General features: G+C 70.9%; 12 protein-coding genes. 8 read left to right on the top strand and 4 right to left on the bottom strand.

Annotation, left to right across the window (positions count from 1 at the left end; translation table 11 throughout):
- Positions 1 to 60 precede the first annotated feature (60 nt).
- Positions 61 to 1,134, top strand: a complete 1,074-nt coding sequence (locus tag E4P24_RS11200) for a cell surface protein (protein ID WP_115860984.1) — start codon at positions 61 to 63, stop codon at positions 1,132 to 1,134.
- 45 nt (positions 1,135 to 1,179) lie between these two features.
- Here E4P24_RS11200 and E4P24_RS11205 read toward each other — a convergent pair whose 3' ends face one another.
- Complete coding sequence (locus E4P24_RS11205; RefSeq protein ID WP_004042046.1) at positions 1,180 to 1,707, bottom strand: metal-dependent hydrolase; 528 nt, start codon at positions 1,705 to 1,707, stop codon at positions 1,180 to 1,182.
- Between the two features lie 153 nt (positions 1,708 to 1,860).
- Here E4P24_RS11205 and E4P24_RS11210 point away from each other — a divergent pair, with 153 nt between their 5' ends.
- The 6 genes from E4P24_RS11210 (at position 1,861) to E4P24_RS11235 (ending at position 7,464) form a co-directional block, all read left to right on the top strand.
- On the top strand, positions 1,861 to 2,610 hold the full coding sequence (locus E4P24_RS11210; RefSeq protein WP_004042048.1) for an ABC transporter ATP-binding protein: 750 nt from the start codon (positions 1,861 to 1,863) through the stop codon (positions 2,608 to 2,610).
- Positions 2,603 to 3,838: an FtsX-like permease family protein gene (locus E4P24_RS11215; protein ID WP_004062727.1), complete on the top strand. Its 1,236-nt coding sequence runs from the start codon at positions 2,603 to 2,605 to the stop codon at positions 3,836 to 3,838. The genes E4P24_RS11210 and E4P24_RS11215 overlap by 8 nt, the downstream gene beginning before the upstream one ends.
- Entirely contained in the window at positions 3,831 to 5,120 is a 1,290-nt protein-coding gene (locus E4P24_RS11220; RefSeq protein ID WP_188148494.1) for an ABC transporter permease, read from the top strand. The genes E4P24_RS11215 and E4P24_RS11220 overlap by 8 nt, the downstream gene beginning before the upstream one ends.
- 74 nt (positions 5,121 to 5,194) lie before the next feature.
- On the top strand, positions 5,195 to 5,470 hold the full coding sequence (locus E4P24_RS11225; protein ID WP_115803055.1) for a hypothetical protein: 276 nt from the start codon (positions 5,195 to 5,197) through the stop codon (positions 5,468 to 5,470).
- Positions 5,471 to 6,376 carry a DUF4350 domain-containing protein gene (locus E4P24_RS11230; RefSeq protein ID WP_006601261.1) on the top strand — a complete coding sequence of 302 codons (906 nt, stop codon included), beginning with the start codon at positions 5,471 to 5,473 and terminating at the stop codon, positions 6,374 to 6,376.
- 98 nt (positions 6,377 to 6,474) lie between these two features.
- Positions 6,475 to 7,464: a MoxR family ATPase gene (locus tag E4P24_RS11235; RefSeq protein ID WP_004062724.1), complete on the top strand. Its 990-nt coding sequence runs from the start codon at positions 6,475 to 6,477 to the stop codon at positions 7,462 to 7,464.
- A gap of 15 nt (positions 7,465 to 7,479) precedes the next feature.
- Here E4P24_RS11235 and E4P24_RS11240 read toward each other — a convergent pair whose 3' ends face one another.
- Genes E4P24_RS11240 through E4P24_RS11250 form a run of 3 tightly spaced genes read right to left on the bottom strand, consistent with a single transcriptional unit; the run spans position 7,480 to position 10,445 of the window.
- Positions 7,480 to 8,499: a hypothetical protein gene (locus E4P24_RS11240; protein ID WP_115803054.1), complete on the bottom strand. Its 1,020-nt coding sequence runs from the start codon at positions 8,497 to 8,499 to the stop codon at positions 7,480 to 7,482.
- Positions 8,496 to 8,990 (bottom strand): hypothetical protein, encoded by a 495-nt coding sequence (locus tag E4P24_RS11245; RefSeq protein ID WP_004062721.1) that lies wholly within the window; start codon positions 8,988 to 8,990, stop codon positions 8,496 to 8,498. The genes E4P24_RS11240 and E4P24_RS11245 overlap by 4 nt, the downstream gene beginning before the upstream one ends.
- 18 nt (positions 8,991 to 9,008) lie before the next feature.
- Entirely contained in the window at positions 9,009 to 10,445 is a 1,437-nt protein-coding gene (locus E4P24_RS11250; protein ID WP_115803053.1) for a DUF58 domain-containing protein, read from the bottom strand.
- A gap of 258 nt (positions 10,446 to 10,703) precedes the next feature.
- Between E4P24_RS11250 and E4P24_RS11255 the strand changes: the two genes are divergently transcribed.
- A complete protein-coding gene (locus tag E4P24_RS11255; protein ID WP_115860974.1) occupies positions 10,704 to 12,887 on the top strand; it encodes a DUF4129 domain-containing protein in 2,184 nt (727 codons plus the stop codon).
- Positions 12,888 to 12,940: the final 53 nt, after the last annotated feature.

Here is a 12,940-nt window from a genome sequence, read left to right on the forward strand (position 1 = left end):
CGACGCCCGCGGCCGGCTCGACTGCCTACAAGCTTTTACCACCGGTGAGCAAAACGAACGATGATGTTACGACCCCGCGTCTCGATTCCCGTTCTCGTGGTTGCCGCGATGCTCCTCGCGGCCGTCGCGCCCCCCGCCGTGGGGACGACCCACGACTACGACATCGACATCGACGGCTCGATCGACACCGTCGACAGAACCGTCTCGACCTCGCAAGGCGAGTTCACCGTCACCCAAGTCGGCCGCGCCGACGCCGGCGACACCGTCTCGGTCTCCGTGGACGCGCCGAGCGACAGCGACTACACAATCACGATTCTCGACTCCGAACAGCGATTCCGGCGGACCGCCGACGCCACCGGCGACGCGAGCCGCGAGTTCGGAACCGGTGGACTCGAGCCCGGAACCTACGCCGTCGTCGCCGGCAACCAGTCGACAGAAGAGGTCTACGCCGGCGAACCGCTCGTGATTCGCGCCTACGCGGTCTCGACGCAGGCCGCCGAGAGCGTCGAGCAGTCGGACGACCTCGACGTGACCGTCGAACTCGACGAGGTCGAGTCGGATGAGTCCATCGAGGCCGTCGAGGTCGTCCTCGCGGACGACTCCGAGAACCTCCGCGTCGACGCCTCGGCGGTCAACGACACGCACTACTCGGCGTCCGTCTCCACCGACGACGTGGACGCCGGCGACTACTCGCTGTACGCGGTCGTCCGCGGCGACGACCAGGCCCTCGGCGAGAACGAACTCATCGGCGTGAGCGACGCCTCGACGGTCGAGGTGGTCGAACAGAGCGACACGTCGACGCCCGACGAGGGCTCCGGCGGTGCTGGCGGTGGCGGCGGTGGCGCCGCGGACGACGCCACTGAGACGACCACCACGGAGTCCGACGACACGTCGACATCGACGACCGACACCGCGGCGACGACCGACGACGACGAGCGGTCGACCACCGAGTCGACCGAGACGACCGACGCCACCGAGCCGACGGCGACCACGACGACCGATAACGTCGTGACGCCCAACGAGTCCACGACGACGGCCCAGACGACGACGTCTTCGGAAGTCCCGAACACGGCGCTCCACGTCCTGTTCGGCGCGCTCGTCGTCTTCGCGGTCGGTCGCCGCCTCGTCGGCTAACGCGCCCCCCGCGCCCCCGCGTCACTCCCTGTTTTTCTGTGCCTCTCAGCGCTCCGCTCGCGCGCGCCGATTGTCGAGTCGGTTGACCAGCCAGATACCGAACGCGACGGCGGCGAGGGCGTACTGGAAGTTGTACCGCGGGTCGCCGAGCGATTCGAGGACGCGGACCCACGGCGGCACCGAGTCCGCGGCGTAGTCGGTCGCCGGGAACAGGGGCCACAGGAGGAACTGCATCGAACCCCAGTCGCCGGCGAGGAGCGCCCGGGAGGTGTCGCCGAGGTAGTGCGAGAGCGTCGCGACGACGAGGGCGGTCGCGTGCTCGCCGTAGCCCAGCCGATAGCCGACGCCGACGAGGACGACGAGCACGGGCAGCATCACGAGAAGCGAGTGGCCGAGCGAGCGGCCGCTGACGAGGACGCCGTAGTACGCGAGCGGTTTGTCGATGAGGTCGGGCAACTGCGACCCGACGAGCGCGGCGGCCAGCGTCCACCCGGTCGGCAGCGGGCGACGCCGGCCGACCCGGAAGAGCGCGACCGAGAGATATCCGAGCGCGAGGTGGCCGATTGGGAACACTACCGAGGTGGACGGCACCGAGGCTATTCAACCGTGTGGACGGCGCGGGGCCGCACGACCCGCGAATCTGGACGTTCGTCGAATCGCGCTGGACTCTCGGCGCTCGCGACTCCACGCACCAAGTATATGTCACGTCGGGGACCACGTGGCAGTATGTCTGATTCGGTCTCCGAACACCGCCCTCCCGCCGCGGCGGACTCGGCGGCGACGCTCCGTTGCGAGCGGGTCGTCCGCGAGTACACCCGCGGCTCCGACTCGTTTTTCTCCCGCGGGTCCGACGCCCCGACGGTCCGCGCGCTCGACGGCGTCTCGCTTTCGGTCTCGACGGGCGAGTTCGTCGCCATCGCCGGGCCGAGCGGGAGCGGTAAGTCCACGCTGTTGCACCTCCTCGCCGCGCTCGACACGCCCACCCGCGGCGACATCCGGGTCGCGGGCACCGACGTTCGGTCGCTGTCGAACCGCGGGCGGACGAAACTCCGCCGCGACACCATCGGCATCGTCTTCCAGCATTTCCACCTGCTGCCCTCGCTTTCGGCCCGCGGCAACGTCGCGCTCCCGCTCATCGAACGCGGCGCGTCGAAGCGCGACCGCCGCGCCCGCGCCGAAGACCTCCTCGAACAGGTGGGACTCGGCGACCGCGCCGGCCACAAGCCGGGGGAACTCTCCGGCGGCGAGCAACAGCGCGTCGCCATCGCCCGCGCGCTCGTCTCCGACCCCGCGGTCCTCATCGCCGACGAGCCGACCGGCGAGTTGGACACCGAGACGGGCCAACGCGTCCTCGACTACATCGAACAGACCGCCACGGAGCGGGCGGTCGTCGTCGCCACGCACGACGAACACGTCATCGAGCGGGCCGACCGCGTCGTCCGCCTCCGCGACGGCCGCGTGGTGAGCGATGGCTAGGCGACACCGGCTGTTCGGCGTCGTCGGCCTCGCGGGCCGGCGCGTCCTCGGTCGCCTGCGGACCACGTCCTCGAAGCAGGTGCTTCTGAGCGTCATCGGCGTCGCCCTCGCCGTGACGCTCATGACGACCGTCAGCGGCATCGCCCTCGGTCTCGGCGCGGAAAACGCCATCCAGAGCGAGGGCGTCGACTACTGGGTCGTCCCCGAGGCCAGCACGGCCTCGTCGGTCGCCGTCTCGGTCGGCAGCCCGCAACTCGGCGACACCCACGCGATTACCGACCGGCTCTCACGCGACGAGCGGGTGGACTACGCCACGCCGGTCCAGACGCAGTTGGTGACGCTCGCGCCCGAAGACGGCTCGACCGACGAGTACGTCCTCGCGGCGGGCATCATCCCGCCCGAGGAACCGACCTCGGTCGTCGGCGTCTCGACGGAGGCGCTCACGCCGGGCGACCCCCACTACGCGAACGGGAGCTACGACGGTCCCCGAACCGGCGAACTCGTCCTCAACGACGCCGCCGCGGAGCTGCTCGGCGTCTCGGCCGGCGACGAGGTGACCGCGAGCGTCGGCGGCTCGCGGGCCGAGTTCACCGTCGCCGACGTCCGCGAGGGGTCGCTGTCGTCGGGCGTCGGCCCCGTCCCGGTCGCGCTCGTCCACCTCTCGGAACTGCAAACCATGACCGGCTCGACCGAGGGCGACCTCGCGGACCAACTGCTCGTCAGCACCGACTCGGCGGGCGTGCGGTCCGACATCGAGGCGCTCTACCCGCGGACCTCGGTCGTCACCCAGACCGGCCTCGCCGTCCGCGGCGCGTCGACCTCCAGCCTCCCGCTGGCGATGGCCGCCGTCTCGCTCGTCGTCGCCGTCCTCGTCGGCGTGCTGTTCGTCGCCACGATGATGGGCCTCGAAGTAAACGCGGACCGCCGCAACCTCGCCGTGCTCTCGGCGATGGGCTACCGGACGAGTTCGCAGATGTTGCTCGTCGTCGCCGAGACGGTGGTCGTCGCCACCGTCGGCGGCGTCGTCGGCGTCGTGGCCGGCATCGGCGGCATCCACCTGACGAACGCGATTACGCGGGAGCTCCTCGGCGTGCAGGTCGCGCTGTTCGACCCGGTGCTCGTCGGATACAGCGTCGCGGTCGCGGCGCTCATCGGCCTCGTCTCCTCGATTTATCCGGCGTGGCTCACCTGGCGGACCCCCACTCTGGAGGCGATGTCGCATGACTGAGGGCGCCGACCCGAACCGCGGTTCGGACGCAGCCACGACCCCGGAGTCGTCGCGGTTCCCGCGACTGTCTCGGGTCCGCGGGTCTGCGGGCATCGCGGTCTCACAGCTCTCTCACGCCCGCGGGCGGACGGTCCTGACCGTCCTCGGCATCACGCTCGCGGTCCTCGCGGCGACGCTCTTGGCGGGGACGGGTATCGGCGTGATACAGACGGGCCAACAGCAGTTCGACGCGGCGGGTCGCGACGTGTGGATTACCGGCGGCCCGGTCCGGTTCTCACCGACCGGCGTCGGCGGCTTCGAAAACAGCATCGTCGACGCCCACGGGTTAGACGCCGAACTGGAGGCCCGCGAGGACGTGAAAGTCGTCACGCCGATGTCGTTCCAGACGGTGTACGTCAGGTCCAACGAATCGGACTACGAGACGCTCGTCGGCGTCGGCGCACCCGCCCGCGGCGGCTCGGTCCAGATTACGAACGGCTCGGGCTTCAGCCGACCGGACGTCCACTACGCCGGCGGCAACTACACCGGGCCGATGACCCACGAGGTCGTCATCGACCAGCGGACCGCCGAGATGATGAACGTCTCCGTCGGTGATTCGCTGTACGTCGGCGGCACCACGGGCATCGCCCGCGAAAACGAGTTCACCGTCGTCGGCGTCTCGCCGACGTTCTCGCGGTTCCTCGGCACGCCGAGCGTCGTGGTCCACCTGAGCGAGCTTCAGGAGGTGACGGGCTCGACCGGCGCGGACACGGCCACGCTCATGACGCTCACCGTCGCCGACGGGGCCGACCCCGAGGCGGTCGCGGCCGACATCCAAGCGGACTATCCGGACTACGACGTGCGGACGAACCAAGAACAGCTCACGGAGATTCTGCGCGACCAGGCGGTCGTGATGGCCGCCGGCGGGAGCCTCGTCTTCCTCGCGCTCCTCGCGGGGCTGGCGCTCAGCGTGAACGTCCTGCTGTCGCACGTCTACCACCAAAAGCGGGAGCTCGCGGCGCTGAAGGCGCTGGGTACGTCGTCGTCGACGCTGTCGCTGACGCTCGTCGCGCAGGCGCTCGTCCTCGGCACGTTCGGCGGTCTGCTCGGGGTGGCGCTGTCGTTCCCGGCGGCGGTCGGCCTGAACCGACTGGCACAGCTCCTCGTCGGCTTCGGTGACGTGGTCGTCCTCCCGCGGGCGGTGCTCGCCGGCGGCTTCGCCATCGCGTTCGTGATGAGCCTCGTGTCGTCGCTCGCGGTCAGCCGGCAGATAGCCGGCATCCGGCCGCTCGACCACCTGTAATCGCGGGGCCATCCGGGCGTCGCCCGACCCCCGCAAGCGATAGTTTAGTTATCCCGCCCCGTCCACGACCGTACATGGCAACGGCACGACGCGAGCGATTCATCCGCGCCCAGCTCGCCTGGATGCTCGGCGCGACCCTCGTCTTGGCCCTCCTCGATTCGCTCTCCTACGAGTTGGTGTTCGTCGTGTCGCTCATCGGCTTTCTCGTCGTCGTCGAACTCACCGCGCCGGTCGCGGTGACGCCCGCGTGGCGACGACGGCTCCTGTGGCTCATCGGCGGCGGCCTCGTCGCCTTCGGCTACATCGTGGTCAGACGCATCCTCAACATCCTCCCGCCGGGGGTGTTCTGAGTGCGCCTCGGCTCCCGCGAGGTCGGCTATCCGCACCTGTTGGTCGCGGCGCTCCTCGTCGCGATGCTCGTCGGCGTCGGCGTCGGCGCGGGCACCTCGTCGTCCACCTACGGCGCGTTCAACGCCGCGTGGGACGGCGGCTCCGGCGTCCGCGGGGTCGCGGCCGACGCGGGCGCAGAGACCGAGGTCGTCTACAACACCACCGAGTACGACGCGGTCGACCCGGCGGGCTCCGTCGCGTTCGTCATCTCGCCCGAGCGGGGCTACACCGACGCCGAGGCCGCCCGCATCGAGGCGTTCGTCCGCGCCGGCGGGACCGTCGTCGTCGCCGACGACTTCAGGCCGCACGGCAACGACCTGCTCGCCCGACTGGGCGCGTCGGCGCGCATCGACCGGACGCCGCTCCGCGACGACCGCCACCAGTACAAATCGGGCGCGCTCCCGGTCGCCACGCGTGTCGCCGCGGACCCGCTGACCCGAAACGTGACGCAACTCAGCTTGAACCACCCGGCGACGGTGACGGCGAACGAAAGCACCGTCCTCGTCCGCTCGTCGAACTTCTCGTATCTCGACCGCGACGACGACGGCGAACTCGACGACGACGAGACGCTCCAATCGCACCCCGTCGTGACCAGAGAGCGCCTCGGCGCGGGCGACGTGGTCGTCGTGAGCGACCCGAGCGTGTTCATCAACGCGATGCTCGACCGGCCGGACAACCGGGCGTTCGCGACGGCGCTCGTCTCTGACCGGGCGACCGTCGTGTTGGACTTCTCGCACGCCGAGGAGCGCCCGCCGCTGCAAGTCGCGCTTCGGGCGCTCCGCGACTCGGGCGCGCTGCAACTCCTGTTCGGCGTCGTCGCCGCCGGTGCGGTCGCGTTGGTCGCCCGACAGGGACGGCTCTCGTAGGCCGTCTCGACGCTCGACCGGCGCTGTCGCCTCGCTGTCCGTCTCGCGGGGTCGCGGAGACCGCAGTTATATGTGGCCGCCGTCCCGACTGTTGCCATATGAGTGCTCCCGAAGAGGTCTACGAGGCCATCCTGGACGAGACGTCGCAACTCCTCGTCGGGAACGAAGACGCGATTGAGGCGCTCACCATCGCGTTGCTGACGAACGGGCACGTCCTCCTCGAAGGGGTTCCGGGCGTGGCTAAGACGACGATTGCCAACCTGTTCGCCCACGCCGCGAACCTCGACTACCAGCGGATTCAGATGACGCCCGACGTGTTGCCTGCCGACATCACGGGCACCCACATCTACCGCGAGAACCTCGGCGAGTTCGAACTCCAGCGGGGGCCGGTGTTCTCGAACGTCGTCCTCGCGGACGAGATAAACCGCGCGACGCCGAAGACGCAGTCCGCGCTCCTCGAAGCGATGGAGGAGGGACAGGTGACAATCGAGGGCGAGACGCTCAAGCTCCCCTATCCGTTCATGGTCGTCGCCACGCAGAACCCCATCGAGTACGAGGGGACGTTCAATCTCCCGGAGGCCCAGCGCGACCGCTTCCAGTTCAAGGTCGTCGTCGACCTCCCCGAACGGGCCGACGAGCGGGAGATTCTCGAACGGTTCGACCGCTCGCCGTCGCTCAAGCCCTCGGACATCTCGAACGTCATCGACGACGCCGACATCGGGAAGGCCCGGCAGGTCGTCACGGGCGTCCACGTCGACGACAAGGTGTTCGACTACATCCTCGACCTCGTCGGCGCGACGCGGACGCACGCCGCGGTCGATTTCGGCGCGTCGCCCCGCGCCTCGCTGGCCTTCCTGCGGGCCGGGAAGGCCGCCGCGGCGATTCGCGGCCGCGACTACGTGATTCCGGACGACGTGAAGCGACTCGCGCCCATCATCATGTCGCACCGCCTCGTTCTCGGGACCGAGGCGGACATCAGCGGGCGCGACCCCCGAGACGTCGTCGAAGAGGTCGTCGACACCGTTCCGACGCCCGAAGTCGGTCTCGACGAGTCGACGACGACCTCGGTCGCGGGCGACGACGACTGAGCGCGAGCCGGCGACCTATCGGCGCTCGTCGGGGTCTGCGTTCTCGGTCTCTCTTCTCGTTTCGGTCGTGCCGTCCGCCGCGTCCGCCGACGGCTCGGTCTCAGTCTCTTCGTCGCCTCCGACCTCCCACCGGCAGGTGACGGCGAAATCCATCTCCTCGCCGGCGGCGACCTCTGTGACGACCGGCGCGTCGAGGCCGCGGGCGACGACCACGGCGACGAACGACGCGACCGGCGTGTCGAACGTCTCGGCGGCGGCGAACCGACAGTCCTCGACGCGGACCGTCAGGCGACCGTCCGCGGCGTCCGTCTCGGCGGTCGCGGCCCCGGCGAGTTCGAACAGTTCCACGAGCGCGTCGGTCGCCTGTCGCGCCAGCGTCTCGGGGTCGTCGCCGAGGGGACCGTCGAGACTTCGCTCGAACTCGTCGAACAGGCCGCCGCCGCTGGGGTCGAACGCGACGCCGCGGGCCAGTTCGTCGTCGGTGACGACGAAGGTGTCCCGGAGCGCCTCGGCGTCGGGAAGCGCGTAGGCGCGGTGCTCCGGGACGAACAGGCGGACGCTGTCGCGGTCGGCGTCGGGGACGTAGACGGTCGCGTCCTGCAATCCGAGCTCGTCGACGACGGCGGCGTGGTTGCCCGCGTGCGCGCCGAACACCGACGCGCCGACGCCGACGGGGATGAACCGCTCGGGGCTGAGATACCGGGTCACCGCGGCGGCGAACAGCCCGATCGCCCCGAGGACGACGAGCGTCTCGCGAACGGGCGGAAACAGCGCCCCGCCGAGCAGTCCGGCGACGCCGAGCGCGGCCAGCGCGACCGCGGTCCGCCGGTACTGCCCCTCTCGGAGCGCTTCGTAGCGCTGTCTGAGCCGGACGTTCTCGCGCCGGAGCCCGGCGAGTTCGGCGCGGTCGGCGTCGGGGTCGCCGGTGTCGGTTCGGCCGGCGTCGCCGTCGCGTTCGGTCGCAGCCGACACGACCGCGTGGGTCTCGCCGTTCGCCAGCCCCTCGTCGAGACGGTCGGGGTCGTCCGCGCTCATCGCTCCGCCTCCGGCGCGTCAACGAGACCGAGGGCGACGCGCTCGTATCGGTGGAGCCCGTAGGCGACCGCCGCGGCGAGGACGGCGGCGACCGCCGCGGCCTGCCACGCCCACCGAAGCGTCGACCACAGCGCCCACGCGACCCCGAGGGCGACGACGTAGCCCGCCGCCAGCCGGGCGAGTCGAGCGCGGTCCGGCGGCCACGCGAACGCGGCGCTCGCGAGGAGCGGGAACGCGGCGAGCTGCGCGCCCCCGACCGCGACGAGGCCGGCGTCTCCGAACAGCGAGACGGCGGTCAGTTGGGCGACGACGAACGCGAGCGGTCCCCCGGTCGCCGCCGCCGCGACGAGGACGAGGACGCCGGCGGCGACGCCCCACGGCCCGCTGGTCAGCCCCACCGCGAGCGTGAAACAGAGGACGCCCGCCGCGTCCATCGGGGTGAGCTCGTTCGCGTCCAACACGGTTCGAATCGTCAGTTCGCTCTGGTTCACAGGTGTCTCCATCGGTGTTCACTCCGCTGTGGTGGCCCGCGCCGTCGCCAGTGCCATCGCGCTCTTCGGGGCGACCTCGTAGGCGGTGACGTTCGGCAGCCGTTCGAGGCGCTTTCTGAACTCCTCGAAGGCGACGAATCCGGCCGCGAAGTCCGTGGCCCCCGCGTCGACGGCGTCGGCGGCGTCGTCGAAGAACGTCGTCGGCGTGAGGAAGACGCTCGTCTGGCTGCTCCGCTTCGATGCGACGACGACCGCCTCGTAGGTCTCGACTTTCGCCGAGTCGTCGGTGACGAGCACGAGGTGGTCCTGTCTGTTCGACCGCGAGCACGCGGATTTCACCGCGTCGAAAAGCGGCCGGTCGCTGACCCGCGAGACGTAGCTTTCGCCGTCGCGGAGATACGGGCGGAGCGTCGCCGCGAACGCCGAGTCGTCGTCGAGGAGGCGACTCCGCTTGCGGGCGTCTTCCGGGGCGACCGGGCGGGACGCGTCGACCGGGCGGCGCGGGCTGGCGGTCGGCTCCATCGAGAGCAGTCGCCGCCGAACCGTCTGGTAGGCGTTCGACGAGGAGGAGGGGCCGAACTCCCACTCCATCGCGTCGTCGCCGACGAACTGCGTCGAGACGGGGTCGCCGTGGGACTCCGCGGCGTCGACGAGGCCGAGCGCGATTTCGCGCGCGTACGACAGCATCGTCCGCCCGGTCGGGCCGCGGTTCATGTGCGACCCGCAGTCGACCACGAGCGACAGTAGGTAGTCGGACTCAGATTCGAACTCGCGGATGTACGGGTGGTTCATCCGGGCGGTGGTCTTCCAGTCAATCTGCGACAGCGTGTCGCCGGGGAGGTACTGCCGCGTCTCGTGGGGGACGAGCCCCGGTCCGGTCTGGTCGCTGGAGTGGTCACCGAACGTCGTGCCGACCAGTTCGCCGCCGCGCCCGACGTGGATTCCCTCGGGGGCCGGCGGTTCGACCAGACAGCGGGCGTCGGCGTCGAGCGTCACCGACTCGGTGAAGAAGCCGGCGCGCCCGTCGATATCGACGGCGACCTCGTCGAAGGCGATTCGCCCGGCGACGGGGAGTTCGACGCTGCACGTGACCGACCCCTCGGTCTCGCCGGGGGCGAGACTGACCGTCCGGCGCGCCCGCTCCGGTGCGTTCACGCTCGGCGGCGCGACGAGTTCGACTTCGACGGGCGCGTCGACGGCCTCGGACAGCGACGCCGTCAGCGTCACCGCGGCGCGGTCGCCGACGAACACCGACGTGGGCTCGACCGAGACGGACGCCGAGAGGTCGCGGTCGACGGCGCGCATCGCCCCGACGGCCTCGACCTGCGCGACGACGAGCCACGCGACGAGACCGCAGGCGGCGACGAGCGGCGTCGGCTCGTCGAGGACGACCGCGTAGACGGCGAGGAAGCAGGCGACGCCTGCGAGTGCGGCCCACCGGCGGGTCGGAAGCATCGTGGATTCGATTCGTGCCCCCGAAGTTGAATGTTTGTGTTGGAGCGGGCCGCAGTCGGTCGCGCGGACCCCGCGATTCACGCCGCGGTCGCGGCTTCAACCGGAGGTTAAACCCGACGTTAACGCATCGCAGTCTGCGAATCGCGCCTCCGAGGTCGCGGCCGAGCGTCAGCCGAATGCCAAAACCCATTACGTCCCCCCGTCTGACTACGAGTAGTGCGTGGAGCATGGGGCCGCCCGGCACGGTTGCTTTGGACGATGTTGGTCGTCGCCTGTCTCGTCGCGACAGCGTCGGCGGCGGCAGTCCCCGCGGGAGCGGCCGCCGACACTGCCGCGCAGTCCGCGACCGTCCCGGCGTCGCCCGGAGCAGACGCTGACCGGTCGGCACTCGGGACGGCCGCGACCCCGCCGCGACAGACCGGGAACGAGACGGACAACAGCACCGGCGTCATCCACGAGAACCCCGACGAGGTCGACGGAGAGAACGAACTCGACCGCCTGCTCTCGTACCTCTCGGGCGAGCTCAACGGCGACATCGGCGCGAGCACGCTGCGACTCAGTCGGGGCGAGTACGAGGCCGCGCGGGCGGCGCTCGGCGACGACTACGACGACTCGCTCGGCAAGTACGTCGACGTCGAAGGCGAGACCGAGACCGACGGCGACGGCGCGAGCGAGGAGTACCGGACCGTCGGCGAGACCCAGCGGGCGTACGTCGACACCGTCAGCGAGTTCCGCGAGACCCGTCGCGAGTACGAGGCGGCGAGGCGGGCCGGAGACGACGAGCGCGCCCGCGAACTCGCCCGCGAGCTGACGCGGCTCGCCGAGGACGGCGAGTCGCAGTCCGACCGACTGCTGACGGCGTTCGACGTCATCTCGAACCGGACGGACGGCGACCTGACGGAGAGCAGCACCCAAATCGAGGCGGTGCAGGCGAACGTCTCCGAACAGCGCGACGAAATCGTCTCCCGCGAGTTCGTCGCCACCAGCCTCACCGTCGACGACTACGACCGGAACATCTCCTTTACCGACCCGCTCGTGCTTTCGGGGTCGCTCGTCGCCGACGACGGCACGCCGGTGACGGGGTCGACTGCCCGCTTCGCGGTCGGCGGACAGACGATTCGAACCGCGGTCGACGCCGACGGCTCGTTCGAACTGACCTACCGGCCGGCGCGGATTCCGGCCGGCAGTTCCTCGGTCACCCTCCGGTATCTCCCGAACGACACGTCGGTGTATCAGGCGACGGAGCGGGTCGTCCCCGTCGCCGTCTCGCAGGTGAACGCGACCGCGGGGCTGTCGGAGCCGGCCGCGCCGGCCTACGGCTACGCCGACGGCGTCTCGGTTCGCGCGACGCTCCGCGTGAACGGGACGCCGGTTCCGAACTACCCGCTCGCCGCGAGTTTTGCCGAGTCGTCGGCGACCGCGCCGGCGACGAACGCGAGCGGCCAGTCGACCGTCTCGACGACCGTCCCGGCGACCGCGACGGGCGCGGCGTCGATTCGCGTCGCGCCCGACGGCGACGGTAGGGCGGTGACGTTCGCCCCGGCGGCGGTGTCGGTCCCGCTCGAAACCGAGGGGACGGCGCTCGACGCGAGCGCCCGCGAGGCCGGGAACGGGACGGTCGTCGTCGACGGCCGCCTCGAAACCGACGAGGGCGAGGCCGTGTCCGGCCAGACGGTCGCCGTCAGCGTCGCCGGGCGGGAGGTCGCGTCGGCGTCGACCAACGAGTCGGGGGCGTACCGGGCGACGTTCGACCTCCCGAGCGACGCCAGCGCCGAGAACGCGACCGTCTCGGCCGCGTTCGACGGCGGGGGGACGAACCTCGAGTCGTCCGCCGCGACGGCGAGCGTCCGGCTCGTGGACGGTCCCGCCGCGGCCGGAGCCGGAAACGACGCGTCCGGCGGCCTTCCGCTCGACCTCGCGTGGGTCGTCGCCGGGACCGCGGTGGTCGGCCTCGTCGCCGCCGTTCTCCTCCGGCGGAACCGCGCCGGCGCGTCGGCGACGACAACGACGGTTGACGACGAACCGACCGCGTCGGACACCGACGACTCGTCCGAGCCGGACTCGGTGACGACGGGGACACCGGCGCTGGACGCGGCGGTCGACGCGCTCGACGCTGGCCGGCCGAACGACGCGGTGGTCGTCGCCTACGCGGGCGTCAGACAGTCGCTCGGACCCGCCGCAGGCGTGGACGACGCCGCGACCCACTGGGAGTTCTGCGACCGGTGTGTCGACGCCGGCGTCGCGCCCGCCGACGCGCTCGAATCGCTGACCGCGGGCTACGAGCGCGCGGCTTACAGCGGGCTGTCGGTGAGCGACGAAGCGGCCGCCGAACTGGTCGAGACGGCCCGCTCGCTCGCCGGCACGGCAGCGCCCGACGCGACGGACTCGCCAGATTCCGACGGCGATGCGGACGCCTCGGAAGCGGTCGGCGCGGTCGAGTAGCGCGCTCGCGGAGCCGCGGGTGACAAATGATTTTTGTGTTCGTGCCTCCCACC

This window comes from Haloferax sp. AS1, assembly GCF_014530665.1.
GTDB lineage: Archaea > Halobacteriota > Halobacteria > Halobacteriales > Haloferacaceae > Haloferax > Haloferax volcanii.